Origin of the sequence: Bradyrhizobium sp. ARR65, assembly GCF_000472385.1 — a bacterium.
GTDB lineage: Bacteria > Pseudomonadota > Alphaproteobacteria > Rhizobiales > Xanthobacteraceae > Bradyrhizobium.
Window position 1 is genome coordinate 1 of record NZ_AWZU01000075.1, and the last position, 23,452, is coordinate 23,452.

Annotated in this window: 21 protein-coding genes and 2 pseudogenes; 12 read left to right on the plus strand and 11 right to left on the minus strand. The window is 57.9% G+C overall.

Features of this window, described 5'->3' with window-relative positions; translation table 11 throughout:
- From F758_RS52485 to F758_RS52490, 3 genes are all read right to left on the minus strand, one after another.
- Nucleotides 1–149 (minus strand): glutathione binding-like protein (locus tag F758_RS52485; RefSeq protein WP_349543993.1); only part of this gene is annotated, 149 nt, incomplete at its 3' end.
- Nucleotides 77–448 carry a glutathione S-transferase N-terminal domain-containing protein gene (locus tag F758_RS45775; RefSeq protein ID WP_245286734.1) on the minus strand — a complete coding sequence of 124 codons (372 nt, stop codon included), beginning with the start codon at nucleotides 446–448 and terminating at the stop codon, nucleotides 77–79. The genes F758_RS45775 and F758_RS52485, both read right to left, overlap by 73 nt.
- A gap of 33 nt (nucleotides 449–481) precedes the next feature.
- Nucleotides 482–712, minus strand: coding sequence for a helix-turn-helix domain-containing protein (locus tag F758_RS52490; RefSeq protein ID WP_245286735.1), 231 nt, complete (start codon nucleotides 710–712; stop codon nucleotides 482–484).
- On the opposite strand from F758_RS52490, the gene F758_RS52495 reads away from it, so the two are divergent.
- Nucleotides 695–958 carry a hypothetical protein gene (locus F758_RS52495; protein WP_245286736.1) on the plus strand — a complete coding sequence of 88 codons (264 nt, stop codon included), beginning with the start codon at nucleotides 695–697 and terminating at the stop codon, nucleotides 956–958. The two genes, F758_RS52490 and F758_RS52495, sit on opposite strands and share 18 nt — an antisense overlap.
- A 1,777-nt stretch (nucleotides 959–2,735) precedes the next feature.
- On the opposite strand, the gene F758_RS0140065 is transcribed toward F758_RS52495, so the two are convergent.
- The 6 genes from F758_RS0140065 to F758_RS0140090 all read right to left on the minus strand — a co-directional run bounded on the left by F758_RS0140065 (nucleotide 2,736) and on the right by F758_RS0140090 (nucleotide 10,330).
- Nucleotides 2,736–3,236, minus strand: coding sequence for an Lrp/AsnC family transcriptional regulator (locus F758_RS0140065; protein ID WP_024513079.1), 501 nt, complete (start codon nucleotides 3,234–3,236; stop codon nucleotides 2,736–2,738).
- A gap of 384 nt (nucleotides 3,237–3,620) precedes the next feature.
- Entirely contained in the window at nucleotides 3,621–5,396 is a 1,776-nt protein-coding gene (locus F758_RS0140070; protein WP_157450411.1) for an FAD-dependent oxidoreductase, read from the minus strand.
- 31 nt (nucleotides 5,397–5,427) lie between these two features.
- Complete coding sequence (locus tag F758_RS0140075) at nucleotides 5,428–6,258, minus strand: phosphoenolpyruvate hydrolase family protein (protein ID WP_024513081.1); 831 nt, start codon at nucleotides 6,256–6,258, stop codon at nucleotides 5,428–5,430.
- The gene (locus F758_RS0140080) at nucleotides 6,245–7,498 is read right to left on the minus strand and encodes a Tm-1-like ATP-binding domain-containing protein (protein ID WP_024513082.1); all 1,254 of its coding nucleotides are present in this window, start codon (nucleotides 7,496–7,498) and stop codon (nucleotides 6,245–6,247) included. The genes F758_RS0140075 and F758_RS0140080 overlap by 14 nt, the downstream gene beginning before the upstream one ends.
- Before the next feature lie 662 nt (nucleotides 7,499–8,160).
- Nucleotides 8,161–8,859: a hypothetical protein gene (locus F758_RS45785; RefSeq protein WP_024513083.1), complete on the minus strand. Its 699-nt coding sequence runs from the start codon at nucleotides 8,857–8,859 to the stop codon at nucleotides 8,161–8,163.
- Nucleotides 8,860–9,442: 583 nt separating this feature from the next.
- Entirely contained in the window at nucleotides 9,443–10,330 is an 888-nt protein-coding gene (locus F758_RS0140090; RefSeq protein ID WP_024513084.1) for a helix-turn-helix domain-containing protein, read from the minus strand.
- 245 nt (nucleotides 10,331–10,575) lie between these two features.
- On the opposite strand from F758_RS0140090, the gene F758_RS0140100 reads away from it, so the two are divergent.
- The 7 genes and pseudogenes from F758_RS0140100 to F758_RS52500 all read left to right on the plus strand — a co-directional run.
- Nucleotides 10,576–11,505: a ribokinase gene (locus F758_RS0140100; protein WP_024513085.1), complete on the plus strand. Its 930-nt coding sequence runs from the start codon at nucleotides 10,576–10,578 to the stop codon at nucleotides 11,503–11,505.
- 341 nt (nucleotides 11,506–11,846) lie between these two features.
- Complete coding sequence (locus F758_RS0140105; protein WP_024513086.1) at nucleotides 11,847–12,677, plus strand: 3-methyl-2-oxobutanoate hydroxymethyltransferase; 831 nt, start codon at nucleotides 11,847–11,849, stop codon at nucleotides 12,675–12,677.
- Between the two features lie 107 nt (nucleotides 12,678–12,784).
- On the plus strand, nucleotides 12,785–13,780 hold the full coding sequence (locus F758_RS0140110) for a sterol desaturase family protein (protein WP_024513087.1): 996 nt from the start codon (nucleotides 12,785–12,787) through the stop codon (nucleotides 13,778–13,780).
- Nucleotides 13,781–13,907: 127 nt separating this feature from the next.
- Nucleotides 13,908–14,228, plus strand: a complete 321-nt coding sequence (locus F758_RS0140115) for a MocE family 2Fe-2S type ferredoxin (RefSeq protein WP_024513088.1) — start codon at nucleotides 13,908–13,910, stop codon at nucleotides 14,226–14,228.
- A 29-nt stretch (nucleotides 14,229–14,257) separates the two neighbouring features.
- Nucleotides 14,258–15,084 (plus strand): annotated as a pseudogene (locus F758_RS45790) (sugar phosphate isomerase/epimerase family protein).
- Complete coding sequence (locus tag F758_RS0140125) at nucleotides 15,081–16,316, plus strand: NAD(P)/FAD-dependent oxidoreductase (protein ID WP_024513089.1); 1,236 nt, start codon at nucleotides 15,081–15,083, stop codon at nucleotides 16,314–16,316. Before F758_RS45790 ends, F758_RS0140125 begins: the two are co-directional and overlap by 4 nt.
- Nucleotides 16,317–16,436: 120 nt before the next feature.
- Nucleotides 16,437–16,737 (plus strand): annotated as a pseudogene (locus tag F758_RS52500) (transposase); the annotation flags it as partial.
- A 132-nt stretch (nucleotides 16,738–16,869) separates the two neighbouring features.
- On the opposite strand, the gene F758_RS0140130 reads toward F758_RS52500, so the two are convergent.
- Both F758_RS0140130 and F758_RS51310 read right to left on the minus strand, forming a co-directional pair.
- Complete coding sequence (locus tag F758_RS0140130) at nucleotides 16,870–17,994, minus strand: T6SS phospholipase effector Tle1-like catalytic domain-containing protein (protein ID WP_024513090.1); 1,125 nt, start codon at nucleotides 17,992–17,994, stop codon at nucleotides 16,870–16,872.
- Nucleotides 17,995–18,216: 222 nt separating this feature from the next.
- Nucleotides 18,217–18,381 (minus strand): hypothetical protein, encoded by a 165-nt coding sequence (locus F758_RS51310; protein ID WP_198026689.1) that lies wholly within the window; start codon nucleotides 18,379–18,381, stop codon nucleotides 18,217–18,219.
- A gap of 343 nt (nucleotides 18,382–18,724) precedes the next feature.
- On the opposite strand from F758_RS51310, the gene F758_RS52920 reads away from it, so the two are divergent.
- The 4 genes from F758_RS52920 (at nucleotide 18,725) to F758_RS0140155 (ending at nucleotide 23,127) form a co-directional block, all read left to right on the plus strand.
- A complete protein-coding gene (locus F758_RS52920; RefSeq protein ID WP_283805908.1) occupies nucleotides 18,725–18,850 on the plus strand; it encodes a hypothetical protein in 126 nt (41 codons plus the stop codon).
- A 383-nt stretch (nucleotides 18,851–19,233) separates the two neighbouring features.
- The gene (gene cysD, locus F758_RS0140145; protein WP_051387188.1) at nucleotides 19,234–20,169 is read left to right on the plus strand and encodes a sulfate adenylyltransferase subunit CysD; all 936 of its coding nucleotides are present in this window, start codon (nucleotides 19,234–19,236) and stop codon (nucleotides 20,167–20,169) included.
- Nucleotides 20,169–22,058, plus strand: coding sequence for a sulfate adenylyltransferase subunit CysN (gene cysN, locus F758_RS0140150; RefSeq protein WP_024513092.1), 1,890 nt, complete (start codon nucleotides 20,169–20,171; stop codon nucleotides 22,056–22,058). The genes cysD and cysN overlap by 1 nt, the downstream gene beginning before the upstream one ends.
- Before the next feature lie 238 nt (nucleotides 22,059–22,296).
- Nucleotides 22,297–23,127 carry a sulfite exporter TauE/SafE family protein gene (locus F758_RS0140155; RefSeq protein WP_024513093.1) on the plus strand — a complete coding sequence of 277 codons (831 nt, stop codon included), beginning with the start codon at nucleotides 22,297–22,299 and terminating at the stop codon, nucleotides 23,125–23,127.
- Nucleotides 23,128–23,452 lie beyond the last annotated feature (325 nt).

A 23,452-nucleotide genomic window follows, 5' to 3' on the forward strand; every position in this document is an offset into this window, starting at 1 on the left:
GTGCGGGCGAGATAGTCCCGCTCGGTAGAACCGGGGACGTAGTTGCCAGTTCGCAGGCCGAGCAGGAGGGCGTAGCTCACCGAGATATCGGCAGCAGTGAAGCGGTCGCCGGCGAGATAGGGGCAATCCGCGAGGCGGCGGATAACCAACCCCAGCCGGCTCTCGACAGTCTCGAGCGCCCAGCAGGCAACCCGGGCATCTCGCTCCGGGCGACCAAGCGAACCTGAGCCGTGAGGGCGAGCAGGTACTCAAGAATCGCGATCGATTCGACCATGATCGTCTCGCCGTCCTGCAGTGCGGGAATGAAGCCGGCGGGGTTGATCGCGAGGAAATCGCGATCATTCTCGACTGCGAGCAGATCGACCGGGCGCAGCCGATAAGCCAATCCCAATTGCTCGAGCAGCCAAATAACACGGAAGCCACGACCTTCGCCAGAAACGGTGAGCATAGTTAAGCGTTCCTGGATTGGGCCAGGTGTACTCTAGTTCGTAGACCCGTTAATAGTCACGGACTCCGACGACGCATAAGCGCCTGAAATCAGCTTATAGCAACTACATGCTTTTTGCTCGAGCCACTGGCGGTCATCTATCTGCAACATGCCGCGCGTCTTACGAATAAATCTCTGCTCTTCGAATCGGATCAACACCTCCGTCACACTAGCGCGGCGCAATCCCAATGCTGACGAAAGATAGTCATGAGTAACTGGAAGCACCTGGGCGCCAAGAGCATCGCTTGCCAAACAGAGCCAGCACGCAAGCCGTTGCTTGCAATCGTGCCGGACACCGCAGAACCCAGTCTGAGCGCAATGCAGGGCTTGGGCTTGAACGTACCGAAAGAGATGTTCTCGAATTTCAGAACGCGCGTTCATCACCCGATGCAAATGCTCTACCCGGATTCTGTGCGCACTGCCGGGAAGGAGTACAACAGCCTGGTGAGTCGAAAGATGTGCCCCAATTAAGAGGGAAGCTCCGACCGCCCCCCGATGACCGATCACTGCCGTTTCAAGGATACTTCCCGCCGCAGCGATCCTTAGTGAGACGAGGCCTGACTCGATGAAATAGACGTGTTCAAGCGGTCTCTTGGGCTCTTGCAGAACCATCCGTTCTCTTAGAATGATCGGCTCCAGAAACTCCCCAATCGCCGCAAGATCTTGAAGACAAATCCTCGTCAGAATCGCGTTTTTAACAAAGGAACGTCCATTAGGACGCGCCATATTTGGCCGGTAAGCCATAGGCTGCGTGCCGGCCTCCCGTTTGAGAGCCGCATCTCCGGACCCATCAACAGTACCTAGCATGCCAGGGAAATGATCGGTCAAAGTGCGGTCCGTCCCATACTGGAGGTCTGCTTACTGGAGGTCTGCCGGGTAAATCCCCTGACCTTCACAAAAGATTGATTTCAACTGTACCAATGCTGCGGTCCTGATTAATGCAACGATCCCCAATCGGCGACGAAATCCAGCGCTCCACGCTAGCTCGTCGACGAATTTCACCGCCATGATCGTTCTGCATACCTGTGCCGCACTCGAGCGGCAAACTGCCGTTCTTGCCCCAATTCCCCGCCGTGATTGCTGCGCACTACGGGCTTCCAAACTCGCTACTTGGGCATTGGCCTCGAGCAAATAGCTGAAGCCGTTCGAGCCGGCCCGGATCGTGACCGGAAGGGATGAAAGGGGAAGTTCTGCAACCAACGAGTTGAAGCCTCCGGCGCTGCCGATTGAGCGAAACTCGCCGCCTAATTGGTGTGCTTCGGCCCATCTCTGGGGATGGCATCCATCCTATCTCAAAGTGTGCCACTCTCGATGTTTGTTGAACCCGACAGACGAATGCGCGCATTCACCATGATTCGCTGGCGGTCTTTGCACAAGAGAGTGCGAGTCCTGTTCACAATTGGTCTCCAGGCGCCGCAAAAACTCGTTGTGCAATTCTTCGTCGGGTGCGATTACGCACGACAAGCAGGCGACAGTCACTCATTCGCCCTCGCCACAATTGTCAGCCTGAATGGTTAGATGCTGGGCTGGGAGTAGCTAGGCACGCGCGGGCCCCGCTGATCGGCACACTCGCAAATGGCAGCGTCCACTTCCTCCAGATCTGCCGGCGTGAAGCAATATGGCGGCATCACGTAGATGGTATCTCCAAGAGGACGCAGCAGGAGATTTCTGTCTTTAAAGAACGTCTGGAGCGTCGGACCAATGCCCGCCAAATAGCCCGCATCTTTCGTTTTTAGATCAACTGCTGTGGTGGTTCCCGTCCGACGGATGCTTGCAAAGCGCGGGTCGGCCCGAAATCGCTCGATAGCCCGCTCTTGCATCCTGGCGACCGACTCCACTCGGTGGCGAGTACTCTGATCGTGTCATAACTCCAGGTTAGCCGGTTAGCCTTTGCGGCCGCGCACGCTAGCGGATTCGCGGTGTATGAACTAACTCGCAGAGGTAAGCCAGTCGCGCAACGGACTATCGATGGCGCATAATGCACTCGAGGCTTGGCGCATATTCGTCATCCTACTGTGCGGGCCCTTCCCACTTTATGGGTTCACGACCTTGTCGTCAGATTAATTCTTCCAGAGACACTAATTTAGATTTTCGGTGCGCCTCGGCGCGACCCCGTTGCGCATCCCCAGATTGACTGAAATTGGTCTGCAGCAGTAGGGGGAGTATGCGGATGTTCACAGTTGCTGCCGCGCTCGCAGCTAATTTGATGTTTTTCGTCGCTGTCCGGCTGCGGGCGGAGACAACTCGCCTAGCGACTGTAGTCCCTCGTCAAGGCAGAGCATAGCATGGAAGCTAGCGGCACAGTGAATCCTGCCTTGAACCGATCCAAAACGACCATCGTTTCAATGCGCTTTATGTCTGATCCTTCGTCCGCGAGGCGGCGGGTAAACTGCTCGTATTCCTCTACGTTATTTACTGTAACTAGCAAGACGACATCGGCGTTGCCGGTAACACAGAATCCACTCATTACCTCGGGCATCTTGCGAATTTCACGCTTTAAACGGTCAATGGTGTCGGCTCGAGTGCGCTCAAACGAAATGAGAACCAAGGCCGTCACGTTCCGCCCGATTGCCTTTGGAGAAATGATTGAGACGTCGGCTTCGATAACGCCTCGCGATCGAAGGCGCTTCAGTCGACGCAACACTCCAGATGCAGACAGGCCGACCCGCGCGCCGAGTTGTTCACTGGTAAGACGATTGTTGCGTTGAACAAGATCAAGAAGACGCGCATCGATTTGGTCGAGTTCAATGGCAGCGCCGCGATCGATAGACCGCGATCCCCCCGTGGAGGCAAACGACCGGCCAAGAGGGCCTGTCATTTCCAGCCTCCCCACAGCGCGCGCTCTTGTGCGTTGAACGAGCCAGGACGCCTCCCTCTCATATATCTGGGATCCCTTTTGAGAGCTTTACTCCCCTGCAATCGCACATCACGCAGCCCAGCTCGCAACGATCTCGACGGGCTAACGACATTCAGGCGGACCTCGTCGTCGCCACGACAGTGTCATTGCATGGCGGCGAATATTTCCTGATGCGACAAGGCATAGAACCGTTTTCAGCCCCAGCTCTGTCAATCCCGACCCTCGCCCCACAACCGAACACATGTCCCATGCCGCCGAAAACGGCAAGTTCGAGGATCAAGCTCCGGAGGCGAGAGCTTTTTGCGCATCATGAGCGGCCAACAGGATGTCATTGACGACGCGATATGCGAACACGATTCCTGGACCGATGGTGATGCCTGCTCCGGGATAAATTCCACGCATTGGCGAGGTCATATCGTTGCCGCAAGCATAGAGACCCGCGATCGGTTTGCGTTCGGCGTCCAAGACCCTTCCGCATGTATCAGTTGCCAACCCGATCGCGGTGCCGAGCGTCGCCGGAACGATCGGCAACGCGATGAACGGCCCTTTCTTAATTGGTCCAAGATTTGGATTTTTCCTGCCAACGGCCGGATCGCCCAGCGTACGATTGAAGGCGGATTCACCGCGCTGGAAAAGCGGATCGTGTCCTTCCGCAGCGTGCGCGTTGTGTTCCTCAACGGTCCTTTGGAGCGCATCTGGATCTAGTCCGAGCTCTTTGGCAAGCTCCGCAATTGTTCGGCCGACTTTGATGTAACCGAGGCGCGCATACTTTCCGATGCTCATGGTCCATGGCCAAGGCAGCAAGTGTCCCATGCCCCTGAGACGGACAAAGTCCTGATCGCAAATGAAGTAGAAACGCTTGTCTGCCGGATACCCGTTTGCGAACATCGCCAGACAAATGTCATGGTAGGAATTGGACTCGTTAACGAAACGGCCACCGTTCGGCCCCACCGCGATGACGCCGGGACGGCCGCGATCGAGCCATCCGTACGGGACGACTTGCGAGCTGCTGCCGGTCTTGAGGATCGAGACGGGCGTCCAAAAGCCCGCGGAGGCAACATCTTTATCGACCTCCCCTCCAAGCTTCCTTGCAAGCGCAATGCCGTCGCCAGTGACGTCGGGATGAGCTAGCGTCTCGTTGTGCTGGTGAAGGCCGCTAAGCTCGGCCCTTAACCGTGCATTGTGGGCAAAGCCGCCTGTTGCGAGGATGACCCCACGCAAAGCGCGCACGCGGATTTCAGATTTTGACCGTTTGAGGATCGCTCCCGTAACCCGCCCGCCTTCCTTGATAAGATCTATGGCCGGACATGCCGGCCATATTTCCGCACCCAAGTTTCGCAAGCTCTTGAGCAAGCGCGCGATCAAGGCGCTGCCTCCGCTTAATTCGGTGCCACGCCTGTAGCTCAAGCGATCCCGCGCATATCGGCTCACGCGACGCAGCACATGTTTGAGGGACGCGAATGATTGAAATGGATTCAGGAAGCTTCGGACCTCGCCAGACGAGATCATCATTCCCCCGAGCACAACCCGAATGGGATCGCCGATCAGATCGAAATCGCAGCCGAGCAGCCGTCCATCGTAGGCTGCAGGGCTGAGCGCCCTGCCCTTATCAAGGCCACCGACTTGGCTCGAGTGATAATCCGGCGTCGGGGCCAGCGTGAACTTCACTTCCGTCCCATTCTCGAGTGCTGCAAGGGCAGCTGGACCGTCCCCAAGATAGGCCTCAATGAAGTCTTCCCGATAATAGTCGCCGAGCTCATGCTTAAGATACGTCGCGGCCTTGGCAAGAGAATCGTCGATGCTAGCGGACCGCGCGTGATGTGAACAAGGAACCCAGATCATACCGTTTGACAGCGCCGTCGTCCCCCCAAGACGCGCCGCCTTTTCGCAGACGGTCACGCGCAGTCCGTTCCTTGCCGCGTAAAGTGCCGCCGACAGGCCGGCCGCACCGCTACCAATCACGAGCACGTCTGTTTCGAAGGTCTCATCCGACCCGCGCCTTCGTGGCAAGGCCATTGTTTTTTGCTTGGTTGAGTGTATCGGCTTGCCCATTCCGGCCCCGCTGCGATAATTTGCGCTTAAATCAGTGATTTCGCGGAAGCGGGACAGCTTTGAACTCCTCAGCCACCGCCTTCACTGCCCGCTCGATTGGGATTCTTTCGATGGAGGAGGCGCCGACGAACCCGACGCATTGCGTCGATCGGTAGACCTCGAGCGTATCCTGCGGTTCCGCGATTGCCCCGCCATGACAAAGCAGGATGACATCGGAGCGGACGCTTCTCGCCGCCGCGTTGATATCATTGATGCGCCTGATCGCCTCTCGAATGGACTGCCCCTCCTCATTGCCCGCGAGCCCGCCACGGGTTGCGCCGACATGGGGGACGATGCAGTCGGCACCTGCACTCGCCATGGCTTTGGCGTCTTCGGGACTAGCGACATAGGCAAGCGAGAAGATGTTCTTCTTGCGGGCAGCCGCGACCATCTCGAGCTCGCGTTCGAAGCCGAGCCCGACGCGGCCGCGCCGGTCACGCCATTTTTCACCCATGGTCGAGATGGTTGGATAATTGATCACGCCGGAGAAGCCAGCAGCCCAAAACTTGTCGAGAAGCGCATCAAGATCGAGCCGAAGGGGATCCCACGCTTCGACGCCGCCGATCACGGGCACAGAAGAGACGACGTTGCGGATTTCTGCTGCAAGCTCGAGCGTGCGCGCGTTGGAATCGCCGATCCGGCTCGTCGGAAGACCCATGAGGCGTGACAGCCCGGTGCTATAGACCACCAGCATATCGGCCCCTCCGAGGACGGCACACTTCGCGACCAGGCCGCAGCTGCTCCCGGCTGCAAGAACTGCTCTCCGATCCCCCACCTGGCGTGCGATCCTAGAAAGGATTTCGGCTCGCTCAAACATCCGCATCGAATGAGCCTCCTTGCCTCAACTGTTTGAGGATCCACGTCACGGCGGCCTCGGCGAATTCTGGATCGTTGATGTGGCAGTTCAGTTCACATACCTTGATTCCCGGGCGGACGTTGCGCTTGACCGCATCGAGCCAAGCCTTGTCGGCATCAACATCACGGAAAATGCCGCCCTCGCGGTCATAGTCGGAAACGCCCTTCGCGGGCCAAAAGACGATTGCAGGTCCCTCAGCTTGCGACAGCCGCTCGGCCGTGAGCCAACCGATGGTCGCGTTCTCCGAAGCCGTTGTGCGCATGAGTGTCGTGTAGGGTGTATGGGAATAGAGCTGCCGGCCGCGAAATTGATCAGGCACGCTGGATGGCGGACCAAAATTGACCATATCGACCGCACCGGGCGCGACCACTTGCGGGACCAAATGCGCCGCCGCTGCCTTGAGCCGATCCGAACCGGCGCTCGCGGCGCCCCCAAGGATTTCGTCAGCCAGCTCGGTTGTTGTTAGATCGATCACGGCGTCGAATTCGCCGGCCGCGATGAGCTGCTCCATCTTGCGGCCGCCAGCTCCGTTGGCAGGAAAGACGATCGCATCTACGCCGGCATCTGCAAGGCGCGCCACGCAGTGATTTGCTGCAGGGGTCGTCACACCGAAGGCCGTGATCGCAACGGTCTTCCTTTTACGCGCATGTTGGGCGGGCGCATGCTGCATGGCCGCAATGGCACGCCCTGCATTCTCCAGCACGCGCGCGGTAAAGACGTTGATCCCGAGCAGATCGACCAGGGTCGGATAGAGGATGATATCGTTATGAAAGGCCAATTCGGCGAGTAGCGCTGGCCTGGCGCTGCTCACGAGCAACTTGGGGAAGCCATAAGGCAAATCCGATACGACCTCGCCGAAAACTGCGCTCCCCTTGCCGCCCGCTATCCCGACGATCGCACTGATCGCACCAGATTGCAGGAGGCTGCCAACCTTTTTGCGCGTGCTTGCAGCTATCTCTTTCAAGAGCGCGGCAGGCGAGGCGACGCGGGCACCGTTGCCGCCGGTCGGTTTATCCCCGACAACCAAGTTTGATGTACCCGTGTCGATCAGGACGGTCTTGCGGCCGCACGTTTCGATGATACCCGCAAGGTAAGACGCTTCGCTGGCCTTGGTATCTAGCGTCGCGACGATCGCGACCGCGCCCGCAAGCTGGGCCGGCTTACCATCCCGGACTGACCTCTGGTCGTCCGTGCAATGGTGAGACACGATCTTCCCTCCCGGACTACTCTAAACACCAGGCGGTCTTAGACCGGGCTGAACCCGGGTATAAGATTCGGGAACGCTGCGTTTGGGTAAAATTGGGTAGATCTGGTGAAAAGACCGCCCAGCTGCTCCCGCAGGCCCGGCCCGGGAAGTCTACGTACCGTCTTTTCGCAGCCTTTCAGAAGCCTCCTACTCGTCACCTCAACGTTGTCTAATTTTTGGTGGAACGACTTCCCGTTCGCAATCCTTGCATCAGGATGCTCCCTCGCCTCTACGCAGCGGTCTTCACAATGAATCAGTTCGCGCGCTGGGAGGATTCCGCCGAGTTGCCGAAAGCGGAACTATAAATTACTGCCTTGATCGATATCTACCCGCGGGGGATGCGGTGGTGCACGAAGTCGAGCGGGATCCCAGAAAAGGCCCTATTCAGGGATAGAGCCATCGAAACACGCGGGGGCCGGTCTCGCCGTTTGCAATCATTTTCGGGCAAGCAAGGTCGGTCTTGAGGGCTCCCTTGCGCTGCTTGGGCCGACGCATTTCGTTGAGACGTCACGAGACCACGCACGCAACTCCGTCCAGTGCAATGATTATCGCTGCTAACAAGTTGATCCAGCCCCCGGGCTGCTACAAAAAAGGCTGGATCATGCTTTCGCCGATCAGATGACCTAATACTTTTCAAATCCAACCATTTTCATGCTCCAGCCGTTGACGCCCCCCTTATCGTTGCGATGAATAAACATTTTCCGGATCGAGGTTTCGAGGTTTCTGCGCTCGATTCCAGATAGGAACGGAATGTCAAACTGGCGCGTCTGCGCGAACTTCTCAATGACGGCCTCGCTAGGATTGCAGGACGGTAGTCTTGCTGCAATCGCGTGCGTGGTGTGCAGATCCTCGATAAAGTAAAAGCCACCAGGCTCGACGATGGGAAAGAGCTTTGCGAGAGCAAGCTGCTGGTGGTAAGCGGCGTGCGAAGCGTCTTCGATAATGATCCTCACGGGCGGGAGTGAGCTCGCAAGACGTTCCAGGGCTAGGGCATCGCCCATGTCAACACGCTCGAACCGGAAGCGGTCCAACTTAAAGGCGCTAAAATCGGAGATGTCACAGCCGACGACCTCGGCTTTGGGAAAGAACTCCAGCCACATCTTAATAGATGGAATGTCGGAGACCTTGCGAGTTAGCAGTACATCGGGATCGAGAGAACCGTGCCCATGCTGCAGCCCAATCTCGACCATTGTGAAGGGCTCATGGCGGAATTCCTCGAACAGAAAAGAGTAGAAGCTCGTATATCCATGGGCGTGGCCCACCTCATCACCCTTGTCGGTTCCGAGGGCATTTGCTCGTTTCGTCAAATTGGGGACGCTCATTCCAAGATCACCTATTATTGCAAGACGCCGGCACACGTCAGCCCGCACTTCAAGCTGCGTGCCAAACGGCACTTACTGATTTCTCTTGCCTATTCCCATTTAGCGCCCGTCGCTGGTTCGACAGAGTGTCGTGACTCCGACGCTCGGCGTCGAACGCCGTTCCATCTCACTACATTCGTCGCGCATACCATTGTGAAGAAGGCTGAATGGCCCGAGCCACCCAAATCACACGCCCTCTGGCCAGCATGAAGCAATCGTACGATGATCTCTGGACTACCTGCATCAGCACAGGCAATTTTATCAAATCGGCGGTACACGCCGATGACTCTGTCTGACAGATCGAATTCACCGACCGAACCGGATCGCTCGATAGAGGGCAACCGACGACAGTCCCCAGAGCTTAAGACTTATACCGGGATCACCGCACCGAACGGGTTGTGCGCGAGCACGACAAGGTGTCGCTTTTGAAGCGCTCGCAACAGGGCAACACTAGCGACGTTAAGCTCAGTTCATTTCGAGCCGCTTTATCACCTAAGAAGGCGCCAACACTTGACCCTTTCGTGGTGGGTGCCTGTTAAACGACTCAATTCCCTTCGGCCCGCCGCCAAGTTCGAGGGCTGGTGCCGGTGCTGCGCTTAAACTCACGACTGAAGTGATAGACGTCGCAGAAACCGCAGCGTTCGGCGATAGCAGCGAGCCCCGCGTCGCTTTCTAAGAGCAACTTTTGCGCCATCATGATCCGCTCTCGAAGCAGCCACCGCCTTGGGCTGATCTGTAGGTGTCTTTGGAATAGCCGACGCGTCTGTGCTGCACTGAGGCCGGTAACGGAGGCCAGTTCCTCGGCATGCCAAGAGCGCTGCGGGGCCTGCCGCATTTTTGAGACGATGGTACGTAATGGAGCGGGCAGACGAGACTCACCATGCTGAGATGAAGGTGCTGCGATCAAGTGTAGCAGTTCCGCCACAAGGTGATTGAGGGCCAAATCAACATTGTCATCTCTGGCGCGCAACACATCAAAGAGATTCCCAAACCACCGTTCGATGTCTTTCGGCACCAATATCGTGACGAGGGTTGCGCGGGCGCCGAACACTTTTCGCCGAATGGCCGCACAGTTCGGCCCGTCGATCCGCACCCATAGAACGGTCCACGGATCGCTTTCGTCCGGCCAGTGTGCATGTGGCGTCTCGTTCGCAATCCAAATCAACTGATTGCGCCCAACACTCAATGTCCTGCCCTCGCTCGAGACGAAGCCACGCCCCGCCGTGCAGTAGAGAATATCCTGACCCGGATAGCTATCTCGCGCGATGTGGTGGTCGCGCGCGGTGATGGCTTTCCCAGCTCGCAGAACCGTAAAGGCGCAGCGAGTCCAGGCGGCATCAGCAAGCACGTACTGATGGCTCTCAGGAAAAACAGTGCGTTGCAGCGGCAATGTCATGCGCGTTTTATATAAATCGGAGCGTGCTTTGTCCATTTCCACTCGCGCACTCCACATCTAGGCTCGCTGATAACGAGTAACAACAAACTCGCCGATTGGAATCCTGGATGCACGTTTTGCATCCTTCGATTGCTGCGAGAGTCCAGGGAGGAGCCGGTGCTGATACTGACCGCGCGCCAACTGCACCAACACGTTGAGCACGGTTATTTTCCGCGTTCAGATAGCGTGCAGGCAATCGACACGATTGCGCTGGCCTCAAGCATCGCTCCCGGGAGGAATTGATGAGCAAACCGAGGATCACCGTCGTCGGCAGCTTCGCGGTAGGACTTACCATTCGCGCTCCGAACATCCCGGTCTTCGGCGTCACGATGCTCGGCAGCAGCTTCGATATGGGACCTGGCGGCAAGGGCTCAAACCAGGCCGTTGCAACTGCGCGGCTGGGGGCGGACTCCTCGTTAGTGGCTATCATCGGCCAAGACAAGTTCGCCGATATTGCAATGGATCTCTACCAGACCGAAGGGGTTCGTACAGCGCATGTCAAGCAAAGCGCAGAAAGCCCGACGGCCGTTGGTTTCATCATTCTCAATGAACGCGGTGAGAACTTCATCATCATGGACTATGGCGCCACCAACGCCATGGATCGAGCTTTTGTGGATCGTGCTGAGAGCTGCATTCGGGAAAGTGACGTCGTCATGGCCGTCCTCGAGCCTCCGGTCGAGGTGGCTATGCGGACTATGGAGCTAGGCCGGAAACACGGCAAGATAACTGTCCTCAATCCGGCCCCTGCCGCGCCGCTGCCAGATGAGATTTTCCCGTTGGTGGATTACCTGACACCGAACGAAAGCGAACTCCGTATTCTGCTGGGTCTGCGGCCCGACGATCCGCGGCCCTCGCGCGAGCTAGTCGAGCTGCTGCGCAGGCGCGGCGCCGCCAATGTGATTGTAACCCTTGGCGACCGCGGCGTGCTCGTCGTCACCAACACGATCGACGAAGCCATCCCGACTGCCGAGGTCGAGGTAGTGGATACCACGGGGGCCGGCGACGCGTTTAATTCCGGCTTCGCCGTGGCTCTGGCCGAAGGCTGGGATGTGATCAATGCTGCGCGCTTCGGGGTTTGCTGCGGCGCGCTGGTCTGTACCAAACTCGGGGTCATTCCGGGCATGGCAACGCGCAGAGCAGCCGATGAGATGTATCGTACACTTTTCGCATAGGGTTGAAGAAGCAATGAAGTTGGACAAAAAGCTTTCAAGCGCCGGTTTAGACTGCACCATCGCTGAAAGGACCAACAGCGAAATTGGAGTGGTCCCTAAACCAGAATGCCGCAAGCCGCCGCGCTCCTTTTTGCGGCCCAGTTTCGCCATCGCTGCAGGACATCCCAGGCATGGAGACACGGGCGGGGTAATCGCCCCTGGCTTGAGCACTTTCCATACCGCCGTGTGGTCGAGGGATGATGCGCCCCTGCTCGGTGGCACGGCCGCCGCTCGTCACACTTCGACGAGCGCGGAATCGGCGCGCCGTACACTTGGCAAGCACATAATGAGTGATTAGCAAGATGGCGCGGATTTACGATTGGGCCGCGCGCGAAGCAGAGCGCTCGGTGACGGTAGCCGATCTGCGCGCCGCCAGAGACTCAGGCCAGCGCTATACTCAGGTCACCGCTGAGACGGCGGAGGAGGCAGCGGCCGCGGAAGAATCCGGTATCGACATGCTGGTTACCCGCGCCCGCAACGTGGAGACCGTGCGCAAGGGCTCGAAGCGACTTTTCGTCACAGCGGCGCTGGGCTTTGCCGATGCCGCAACCCAGGACGATATCCTACGCACCGCGTTGAAGGCGCTGACCGACGGCGCCGATGCCGTGATCACCGCGCGCGGTATGCCAACGGTCTCGATGCTCGCGGCCGAGGACATTCCGGTTGTGGGTCACCTGGGTCTCGTTCCAAGGAAATCGACCTGGGTCGGAAAGCTTCGCGCTTTCGGCAAGAATGCGGACGAAGCCATGGAGCTTTTCCATCGTTTCCGCCGTCTAGAAGAGGCCGGCGCGTTTGCAGTGGAATGCGAGCTAATCCCAGCCAGAGTCATGGCAGAGCTACGTGGGCGGACCGCACTGGTGACAGTTTCGCTTGGCTCTGGAGCTGATGCGGACGTGATCTTTCTCTTCACTGAGGACATATGTGGCGGCGAAGGCCGGCGGCCGCGGCACGCTCGGAGCTATGGAAACCTGCAAGCAGCGCAAGAGCGCGTCAAACAAGAGCGTGTGAAAGCTCTCAGTGCATTCCGCGCTGACGTCAATGCGAATGCGTTTCCGGGGCCGCAGGAGTCCACGCAAATCGACGACGATGAATTCGCCGCGTTTATGTCAACGCTGAAGCAAAGGGGCTTTTGATTGCTGGTCGGCACACTCGTGCGAGCTATATCGGCGGAAAGCGTGATTTCTCGACACCTGAGAATTTCGCTCGCCTCATCCAAAAATCCGTGGGAGTTGAGACAAATATGGACGACACCTTATACGGCGCGCGCGACAAACGCGGGAATTGGACGCCGAACAAGAGGCCAGAGCGGGCGCCGATTTTTGTCTGGCCGGTGCAACCGAAGAAAATTCTTCGTTGGTTGCCGGGGTACCTCCTGCCTTGGAACACCCTGTATTTCGCGATCTCGCTCGTATCGTGGATGTATCTGACACCCGCGCTTGATACGATGCGGGAGTTCCGCACTGACTGGATTTTGCTCCTTTTACTGCGCAATGCCGGGCTGACGGTCCTTGTCTATGGCAGCTTCCACTTCATTCTCTATGTGCAACGACGTCAGCAAACCAACTTCAAGTACAATGCAAGGTGGCCCGACACCAATAATACGGTCTTCATGTTCGGAAGCCAGACAGCCGAAAACGTGTTTTGGACTATGTGTAGCGGCGTACCGGTATGGACCGCCTACGAGGCCCTCACCTGGCGGATGTACGCTAACGGCTATTTGCCCCACGTCGATTTCAGCACGCACCCGATGTACTGCGCCGCCCTTGTGCTGGTGATGCCGGCTTGGCGCGAGCTGCACTTCTATCTGATTCACCGGCTCATTCATATGGGACCTCTGTACCACATCGTGCATAAGGTTCACCACAAGAACGTTAACCCGGGACCTTGGTCCGGCTTGTCAGCCTCTACGCTGGAGCACATCGCGTATTTTTCCGGCGTGCTGATCCATTTCGTCGTGCCCTCGCACCCGCTGCATGCGATGTTTCAGCTGATGCACGCGGGGTTATCGCCGGCGAAGTCCCATACTGGTTTCGACCGAGTAGTCGTGGACGACGGCAAGGCGATCAACACAGACAACTTTTATCACTACCTGCATCACAAGTATTTCGAAGTGAACTACGGTGAGCGGCGCATCCCGCTCGACGAGTGGTTCGGCACAGCTCACGACGGTTCTCCGGAAGCCGATGAGAGGATGTATAGGCGCGTAAAAGCCAAGAAGTGGGCGCGCGGCAACTAGCTCTGGAGTTGATCAGACAGAACATAAGGTGTGTCCGAGTCTTGTAATAAGTGATGAACACTTAGGTGCTTCCCTTCCGCCCACCAGCGCCGAGAGATCGGTGCGAGTTGATCCAAAGGAATACCAAATGAATAGCCAAGGTGAGTGGGTTGCGGCCTGCGCTACTCATGCATTGATGCCGGAAGAGGCTCTCCGCTTCGATCATGGCAGCCGCACGTTTGTAATCGTTCGCTCTCCGGATGGAGACTACTTCGCAATTGACGGCCACTGCTCTCACGAGAAAGTCCATCTTGCGGACGGCATCGTTGATGGGGGCATCATCGAGTGCCCCAAACATTTCGGGACCTTCGATTACCGAACCGGCGAGTCGCGTGCATTGCCTGCATGCGTTAAGCTGCGCAGCTACGAGGTCAGGGTCGAGAACGGCACCGTCTTCATCAAGCTCTGAGCGGAGCCAAAAGCCGGAATAGCAGGACAATGTCGAAGCGGAGCTTGCCTATACTACAGTCACTTTGGGCAATGGAACGGCGTCGGCCCGATAGGGTCGAACGTTCCATCGATCAGAACATAGCGATGATCCGGGAAGCAGGGTTCGACGGCATCAGCACCTCATGTACTGATCCTGCGCGCGTCGCCCTGATTGCACGTGCCCTAGCCGGCTCGGGACTTGCAGTCGAGGGTATGTGCTTCCCGGAGTCTTGCATCTCAACGTCCAGCCTGACATCCGCCCGCGCCGTGTCGCCGACTATATCCCACTTCTGGAAGGCTGGATCAGGGTGGCCCAAGATGCGGACATGCCGATCTATTTCGAAACGCATCGTAACAGGATGACGACGGACCTCTTCTTCACACTCGACCTGATGGATCAGCTTCCAGAGATGCGCATGCTTGCTGATCTCTCGCACCTCCTGCTGGGCCGCGAATTCTGGTATCCGATTTCGGACGAAGACGAATTGCTGGTGCGGCAAGTGCTCGACCGCAGCGGGGCATTTCATGGCCGCGTTGGGTCTCGCGAGCAGATACAGGTCGAGATCACATTCCCTCAACACAAAATCTGGCTGGATCTCTTCCTCCGTTGGTGGAAACACGGCTTCAAGAGCTGGCAAAGACGCGCTGGTGCGGATGCCCGTCTCACTTTCGCGTGCGAACTTGGCCCGCCGCCTTATGCAATTAGCGATCGCCACGGCAAGGACACCACCGATCGCTGCGAGGAAGCTCTTCTGCTCAAATCGCTGGTGCGCAACCTGTTCGAAAGTACGGCGAACGATGCGCAGCCGTCTGTCGAAACTGGTTCCGTCGCTTGAGCGAGCAATCCACGATAGTGATCGCTGGAGCGGGCCAAGCCGGCACGGCCGCTGCCGTCGCCCTGCGCGAATGCGGCTGGCGAGGAATCGTGGTCCTAATCGGCAATGAAACTATGCTGCCGTATGAGCGCCCACCTCTCTCGAAGGCGACGCTGATTGACGAGATGATCCCTGGACCCAAGTTGATTGTCACGTCAGAACGCCTTGACGAGCTTGGGATCGCTTATCTCCAGGGAAGCGAAGTGGCTTCAATTGATCGCGCGGCCAATATGGTCACGCTCTCAAACGGATCAGCGATAGCGTATCACCGGCTCCTGCTGGCTACGGGAGCCCGACCTCGGAAACTGAGCATTCCGATCGCCGAAGGAGCCAATGTGGCGACACTGCGCACATACGCGGACGCCATGCGCATCCGCCAAGTCATTGGCCAAGGATACGAAGTGGTCGTGATCGGCGGCGGCTTCATCGGGCTAGAGGTTGCCGCGAGTGCGGTCTCCAGAGGTGCTTCGGTGACCGTAGTTGAGGCAGGACCGCGGCTGCTTACGCGGTCAGTACCAGCTTCTATGGCTGAGCTGATCAGGGCCAAGCACGAACGTTCTGGTGTGCGCATCGACATAGGCGCGATCGTCGAACGTATCGATAGCAGCGAAGGACGTTACAACGTGGTGATGGCAGGTGGTCGCTCGCATGTGGCCGATCTGGTGATCGTTGGGGTTGGCGCGAGGCCGAATGTCGAACTTGCGCAAGCGGCGGGGTTAGCCGTCGACGACGGCATCGTTGTGGACGAGACGCTCGCGACTTCGGATCCGCACGTGTTCGCGGCGGGTGACTGCTGTTCGTTTCCGCATCGTCTCTATAAAAAGCGTATCAGGCTGGAGGCCTGGCGCAACGCGCAGCAGCAAGGTGTGGCGGCGGCGGTGAACATGCTAGGTAAGAACCGTGCTTGCGAGGACGTTCCTTGGTTTTGGTCGGATCAATACGATGAGACGCTGCAAATCGCCGGACTGTGTTCGGAAGGAGACATTCCCGTAACTAGAAACCTCGGCGCGAGGGGCCAGATCTTGTTTTATCTAGCCGCCGACGGACGCCTGGTGGCCGCATGCGGATTCGGGAGCCTGGGCCCGATAGCGAGGGAAATACGTGTTGCCGAGATCATGATCAGTAGGCGAGTTAGCCCCAAGCCGGAGGCACTCGCAGACCCCGCGATAAACATGAAAGATCTATTGGGTTAGGAGGAGGCAATTGGGATTGCGGATGCGCGTTCATTCCGACAAACCCGGCCAGCCAGCATCGTCGGGCCAAACGCGGTACTGAGCATGAAGAGTACTAGCCTTACTCAGTCAGAAAGTCGTGGGCGTATTTTGAAGCAAGACAATTGCCAATTGGCGGTTTCCCCGTCGATTGCCGATCACCATGCGAGCCTGCCGATCGCCTATCGTTTGTATTTGCCCAGAGCTGGGCCGAGGACGAGGAAGGTCGAGAGAAGGCCGGTGCGCCTAAGAATGTTGCCTTCAAGATCAAGCCCGAGATCCCCTTGAGCAAATCCGATCGGCATGTGAAGCGGCCATTGAGCGTGGCGTGCTACTGATGGATGCCGGATATGGCGCGGATACAACCCTGCGCGAGCAAGTGACGGCTTTGGAATTGCGCTATGCAGTTTTGCATCCCTCCGGCCTCGCCTCACAGGCGGCTCTGCCAGGAGGACCTTGCGCGCTCAGCCGCACCTGCGGTGCTTGAGACCGAGCGCGAGTGAAAAAAACGCATTATGCCGCTAACGACTCCGCTCTAGGTCGGCACCAAACCTTTGAAGATGCCGGATATGGTCTCGGGCGCGACAGGAAGTTGAGCGAAGTGTTCCGGCAGTGAATACCGCACGTGTTTCGTATGACCCTTATAGATGACCACTTGCCGGTCCAGCCATTTCGCGTAGGGATGAATAAATTGCTCGATTTCTGTGTCCACGGAGCGCTGTTGTGGGGACGGTGAGAACATCGTCCACCATCTAGTGTATTCGTTGTGGATCAGGGGAAGCGTTCCGGCAGGTGGTTTGGCTAGATATCGCGCGCATTCCTCCTTGTCGAAACTGAGATCCGTCTTCTCGACGACCCTGTCGATCATGGTAAGGAGGCTTATGTTGCCAAGAATTCTGTTTCCGTAGGCGCCCCCCACATCGGAGTGAACGCCGGGCATCCAGATCTGCTCAAGATAAGTTTTCGGGTCGCGTTTTCCCGTCCACATGATAGGCCTGAAAAAATTTCTCTGTTCGTCAATCGCGAGTATCTGGACAGCGTTCTTGACGTTCGCGTCCACTTTGCGCTCATTGAGACGCAGCCTTTGCGCGACCTCGGTGAGACCATGGCCGCCAGCAACCGTATCAAAAACGCCTAGGAATTCGATTTTGGGATTCGTTTCAGAGCATTTGGCTTTGTATTCGGCAATTGAGATCTTGGAGCGAACATCTCCTGGGAGTCCGGGCACGGTAATTTCGTTTGCGCCGATGTAATCGGCCCACACATGCGCGAACATGTTGACGTGCCGCGCATCCAAGATGCCCTTTGAAAGGAGACCCGAAAGGGCGCGGGCAACAACTGCCCCGCGCGAGAAGCCGAAAATGTAGAGTTTATCACCGGGCTCATGATTTGAGCAGATGTTTATGTACAGGTCAGCGACCAGCTCATCTATCCCATACGCAAATCCCCCGGACGTGTATTTGCGTATGCCGGTGACGGCTCCAAGCCCTCGCGAATAGTGAATGATTTGTGCATGTCCGGTCGCGTCGTCTGCGTTGAGCAGCGTGTTCAAACGATAGATGTTAGAATAGACGTCCAGTGTTCTATCGCTACCGGGCCAAAGCCACGTCCCATCGATAAAGTAAATCAGGTGCCGAAATCCACCTTTGCGCGGTGACATTTGCGTCTTCCTCCCGCGTTGTACTTAAGTGCTATCCAATAGATAGACCCTGACATTCTGCTACCACAATCCAGCAGGATCAACTCCCAGTTGCTTGGGGGCTCTCGCGAGCTATGGTTCCAAGCAACCTCAGTCGCTATCCGGACCAGCTCGGCCGAATAAACGGCCAACCTAAATACCGGGCGTCATGCGGCTTCTCGGCGGCCTGTACGGCGGCCCGTCTCACTGCGGCCAATCGTTCCAGAGCGTGATTCCGATCATGATTAGAGAGCCGATTGCGACCACTGCCGGGCAGATAAACGGCAACTCTTCCAGCACGCCGACAACCACTGCCCGGACGCGGAGAGTACCTTTCATATGCGCGAACCGCCAGCCTGCCACACCCATCGGACATCTCCGTTTTGGCCCCCAGCAGCGGCGGTCCGACTCTTCAACGCGAAACGATCCCCGGCTATAGCCAATTCGGGTGTATCCTAGATCAAGTTGAAGGAATCCTTGGAAAATGGAATACCTTGGCGTCGAGTATAGCGTCGGCAGAACGTTGTCTCCGAGTGGTTAGAAGTGGTCAGTGAACTTCCGCGATCGGGAGAAGACAGGCACATTTCCCGAGCGCGAGGGTGCAATCCGACTGCCGCAAAAGTTCGTTGACGAACTGATTGGTGACTCGACACCCGTCAACGAATAGAGCCGTCGTTTCCATGACCTGCCCACAAAAGACCCCTTCGGGGAGATGCGCGCTGCTGACGCGCGCAACGTGCTGATCTATTGCACGGACTACACCTGCAGCCGCTGCGTCAAGGTGCCGGATGATGCCGATCGCAGGCCGGATGCGCTCAAAAAGTCGTTCACACGGTGAAATTGGTCAGGACCGACAGACTCCTGCGCATCATTTCAATATCGTCGCGAGGAGACTCCTGCGGTCTGCCTGTCGGATCGGCGCCTGAGCAGTCTGAAGCAAGCGTGACCGATATGGCCCGCACATTCGAGGTCGAGTCGAAGCAAATAATTTTCCTCTGAGAGCCGAAAAGATAATGGCGCCATCGCTCCGTTCCCGTAGGGAGCATGAGTCGTCTCACGATCTGATCAAGCTTGCAAATTGTGCTGCAGTGGTGCAAATGCCGCACCCTTCTGCTGGCCCTTGCCGCGTCGTCACGAGCTCGACGGCTGCCCACGCGCTATGACCAGCCCACCATCCAGACGGCGATTTAATCATTTGGGTACGCCCCGGCATCCTCCGAAATGAACGCACAAGACATCACCAAGCGAGTGGCCCACACGCTGCCCCGGCATTTGCGGCGCCTGGAGGCCGAGTCCATCGAGATCATGCGCGACGTGGTCGCCGAATTCAAAAAGCCCGTGATGCTTTATTCGATCGGCAAGGACTCGAGCGTGATGCTGCATCTGGCGGTGAAGGCTTTCTACCCCGCAAAGCTGCCCTTCCCGCTGATGCATATCGATACGACCTGGAAGTTCCGTGAGATGATCAGCTTTCGCGACGAAACGGCCAAGCGGCTCGGTGTCGATCTGATCGTGCATATCAACAAGGAAGGCCTCGAGCGCGCCATCAATCCCATCGATTCTGGCTCCTCCCTGCACACGCAGGTCATGAAGACCGATGCCCTCAAGCAGGCGCTCGACCTCCATGGGTTTGATGCCGCGTTTGGCGGTGCGCGGCGCGATGAGGAGAAAAGTCGAGCCAAGGAGCGGATCTTCTCGTTCCGGTCGCCGGGACACGTTTGGGATCCGCGCAACCAGAGACCGGAGCTCTGGAATCTATTCAACACGCGCATTCGCCAGGGCGAGACCATGCGCGTGTTCGCGCTGTCGAATTGGACGGAGCTCGATGTCTGGGAATACATCATGTTGCAGAAAATCCCGGTCGTCCCGCTCTATTTCGCGAAACAGCGCCCCGTGGTGCGCCGAAACGGCACGTTGATCATGGTCGACGACGAGCGGCTGCCACTCGCGCCGCACGAAAGCCCTGAAATGAAGATGATCCGCTTCCGCACCCTGGGCTGCTACCCCCTAACCGGCGCGATCGAGTCCGAGGCGACCACGATTGAAGAGATCGTGGCTGAGATGCAGGTTGCGAAGGTCTCGGAACGGCAGGGACGGTTGATTGATAGCGATGAGGCCGCTTCGATGGAGAAGAAGAAGCGGGAAGGATATTTCTGATGGATACGGACGCCTTCCACCAGGTCCGTCCCGCCGAGACGAAGGACCAATTGCGCTTTCTCACCTGTGGCTCTGTGGACGACGGCAAGTCGACGCTGATCGGCCGGCTCCTGCACGACAGCAAGATGATCTACGAGGATCAGCTGCAGGCGCTCGCGCGCGACAGCATCAAGCACGGCACGACCGGCGAGGACATTGACTTTGCGCTCCTGGTCGACGGGCTCGAAGCCGAGCGCGAACAGGGCATCACTATCGACGTCGCCTACCGCTTCTTCACGACCCCGCGACGCTCCTTTATGGTCGCTGACACACCGGGCCACGAGCAGTACACCCGCAATATGGCGACAGGCGCGTCCAATGCCCAGCTTGCCATCATCCTGGTCGACGCCCGCAAAGGAGTGCTGGTGCAGACCAAGCGCCATTCCTTCATTTGCTCACTGCTCGGCATCCGCCATGTCGTGCTCGCGGTGAACAAGATCGATCTCATCGACTACCGGAAAGAGGTTTTCGACCGCATCATCGACGACTATGTCGCCTTCTCATCCGCGCTCGGCTTCACCTCGATTGCGCCGATCCCGATCTCGGCGCGCTATGGCGACAACATCACCGAGCACTCCGGCAAGACCGAATGGTATCGTGGCCCGTGCCTCCTGGATTATCTCGAAAGCATCGACATCCAGTCCGAGACCGCCAGCCCGCCCTTCCGCTTTCCTGTGCAATGGGTGAACCGCCCCAACCTCGACTTCCGCGGCTATGCCGGCACGGTGGCGTCCGGCAATATTGGGGTCGGCGACGAAATCGTGGTCGCGACCTCAGGGCGCAACTCGCGTATTGGCCGGATCGTTACCCATGATGGTGATTTGCCGATAGCACGGGCCGGCGATGCCGTGACCATCGTGCTTGCCGACGAGATCGACGTCGGTCGGGGCGATATCCTGGCGCGGCCTACCGAGCGGCCCGAGGTCTCCGACCAGTTCGCCGCCCACGTGATCTGGATGAATCAGGAGGCAATCGTTCCCGGCCGCTCCTATGCCTTCAGGGTCGGCACGCAGACGGTGTCTTCAGGCAGCATCACTGCCGTCAAGTACAAGATCGACGTCAACACGCGCGAGCATTTGGCGGCCACCACGCTCGGTCTGAACGAGATCGGCTTCTGCAACATCGCAACCGCCCTGCCCGTCAGCTTTGATGCCTATGGAGTGAACCGACGCACCGGATCCTTCATCATCATCGACCGCTACACCAACCTCACCGTCGGCGCCGGCATGATCGCGTTTGCCTTGAGGCGCGCGACCAATATCGCCTGGCAGCCGTTGTCGATCGGCAAACAGGAGCGATCCACACTCAAGCACCAGAAGCCCTGCATCATCTGGTTCACCGGCCTATCCGGCGCCGGCAAGTCGACCATTGCCAACGTCGTCGACCAGAAACTATTTGCGGCCTCGCACCACACCATGCTCCTCGACGGGGACAATCTCCGCCACGGGCTCAACCGCGATCTCGGCTTCACCGAGGCCGACCGCGTGGAGAACATCCGCCGCGTCGGCGAAGTGGCAAAATTGATGGTCGATGCCGGGCTGATCGTGATCTGCTCGTTTATCTCCCCCTATAAGGCCGAACGTGAGATGGTGCGCAATCTCGTCGGTGATGGCGAGTTTATCGAGGTGTTTGTCGACACTCCCATCGATGAGTGCGCGCGGCGCGATCCGAAGGGGCTCTATCTCAAGGCCAGATCCGGGAAGCTCAAGAACTTTACTGGTGTCGACGCGCCCTATGAGGCTCCGACCGCGCCGGAGATCCATCTGGAGACGGCCCGGCTGCAACCCGAACAGCTTGCTGATGAGGTCGTCGATACGCTGGCTAAGCGCGGCTTCCTGTCCTTGAAATGAGCTTGGCTGTGATGGCACAGTTTGCGATCGCATCACGGACACCCTCGGCAGCTCGATACGATTCAGCCGACATTAAGTAGCTTCATTCAACGCGAGAACGCTTAGTTGGTCGGACGTCATAACTCCGCAAATATCTCCAGCATTGCTGGATGACTGCGCGTCTTCGACTTTTCCAATCCATTGCGATCAGCAAGGAAACCATTCCAGTCTTTTGCAGACTAACGGAGAACACCAGACTGTGATCGATCCGCTCTACGTCGCTTCGGGATTCGGCGTCGGCCTGCTTGTCGGGATGACCGGTGTGGGCGGTGGCTCGCTTATGACGCCGCTATTGATTCTGTTATTCGGGGTGCATCCATCGACTGCGGTGGGCACTGATCTGCTGTACGCAGCAGCTACCAAGACCAGCGGCGGTGTGGTGCTCGGTTGGTCGCGTAGGGTTCACTGGCCGGCCGTACTCCGTCTTTGCTGTGGAAGTATCCCTGCAAGCGCGTTGACGCTTCTGCTCTTGTGGAAGTTCGATCTCAAGAGCGAGGTTGAGCGCAGTCTGGTCAACCTGGTGCTGTGCTTGGCGCTCCTGATCACGGCGGGGTCGTTAGTGGTCCGTCCGTGGATTATTAAACATTGTCGCGGTTCGCTGATGCGGGGCGACACCCATGCGACCGCGATTTTCACCGTGCTCGTCGGCGCCGTGCTTGGTGTGCTGGTCTCCATGTCATCCGTTGGGGCCGGCGCGGTCGGCGTCACTGCGCTTCTTCTGCTCTACCCTCGTCTGCCAATGTCGACCATCGTCGGATCGGATATTGTACACGCAGTACCGTTGACATTGGTTGCTGGCGCCGGGCATTGGGTACTTGGAACGGTCGATTGGCATCTCATGGGCGTGCTGCTGATGGGTTCCGTGCCGGGCATTCTCGTGGGAAGCTATAGTGCCGCACGTCTCCCAGAGACGGCCATCCGCTTTGCGCTCGCCGGAGTTCTAATAATGGTTTCAACAAAGCTCGCATTCGAGGAGCTGAGTCTTTCAACGGCGAAGCTTCCACCTTCGTGTCAGAGCGAATCGCACTAAGAGCGGTTCACGATTTTATTGAATCGAGGGGATTGAACGAAGCCGCTGTGCGGCATTGAATTTGGCGCAGCAGTGNGAGTACCAACAAGCTTGCTGCCGTGGGCAGGTAATGCTTCGAACCAATAGGCTGGTGTACGGTCGGACCAACAATGATAGCGACCAACAACATCTCGACAGATCCAAGGGACCATACCGGGGCAGTTTTCTGCAATTCCCTTGGACTCGTTGAAAGCTGTTACCGGCTTTTTCGCGGCAGGGTTGTCAGGAGTGACTTTTCCGCCACGCCTAACCTATTGAAAGCACGTAAGGTCGATAACCTACTTTC

What these genes read in the sequence shown, in the direction of transcription:
- F758_RS0140115 (WP_024513088.1), top strand. Translation starts at nt 13,908, where the DNA reads ATGAATAGCCAAGGTGAGTGGGTTGCGGCCTGCGCTACTCATGCATTG.
- cysD (WP_051387188.1), top strand. Translation starts at nt 19,234, where the DNA reads ATGAACGCACAAGACATCACCAAGCGAGTGGCCCACACGCTGCCCCGG.
- F758_RS0140130 (WP_024513090.1), bottom strand. Translation starts at nt 17,994, where the DNA reads ATGTCACCGCGCAAAGGTGGATTTCGGCACCTGATTTACTTTATCGAT.
- F758_RS52495 (WP_245286736.1), top strand. Translation starts at nt 695, where the DNA reads ATGAGTAACTGGAAGCACCTGGGCGCCAAGAGCATCGCTTGCCAAACA.
- F758_RS0140100 (WP_024513085.1), top strand. Translation starts at nt 10,576, where the DNA reads ATGAGCAAACCGAGGATCACCGTCGTCGGCAGCTTCGCGGTAGGACTT.
- cysN (WP_024513092.1), top strand. Translation starts at nt 20,169, where the DNA reads ATGGATACGGACGCCTTCCACCAGGTCCGTCCCGCCGAGACGAAGGAC.
- F758_RS51310 (WP_198026689.1), bottom strand. Translation starts at nt 18,381, where the DNA reads ATGGGTGTGGCAGGCTGGCGGTTCGCGCATATGAAAGGTACTCTCCGC.
- F758_RS0140070 (WP_157450411.1), bottom strand. Translation starts at nt 5,396, where the DNA reads ATGGGCAAGCCGATACACTCAACCAAGCAAAAAACAATGGCCTTGCCA.
- F758_RS45775 (WP_245286734.1), bottom strand. Translation starts at nt 448, where the DNA reads ATGCTCACCGTTTCTGGCGAAGGTCGTGGCTTCCGTGTTATTTGGCTG.
- F758_RS0140090 (WP_024513084.1), bottom strand. Translation starts at nt 10,330, where the DNA reads ATGGACAAAGCACGCTCCGATTTATATAAAACGCGCATGACATTGCCG.
- F758_RS0140105 (WP_024513086.1), top strand. Translation starts at nt 11,847, where the DNA reads ATGGCGCGGATTTACGATTGGGCCGCGCGCGAAGCAGAGCGCTCGGTG.
- F758_RS0140075 (WP_024513081.1), bottom strand. Translation starts at nt 6,258, where the DNA reads ATGCGGATGTTTGAGCGAGCCGAAATCCTTTCTAGGATCGCACGCCAG.
- F758_RS45785 (WP_024513083.1), bottom strand. Translation starts at nt 8,859, where the DNA reads ATGAGCGTCCCCAATTTGACGAAACGAGCAAATGCCCTCGGAACCGAC.
- F758_RS52920 (WP_283805908.1), top strand. Translation starts at nt 18,725, where the DNA reads ATGCGCGCTGCTGACGCGCGCAACGTGCTGATCTATTGCACGGACTAC.
- F758_RS0140110 (WP_024513087.1), top strand. Translation starts at nt 12,785, where the DNA reads ATGGACGACACCTTATACGGCGCGCGCGACAAACGCGGGAATTGGACG.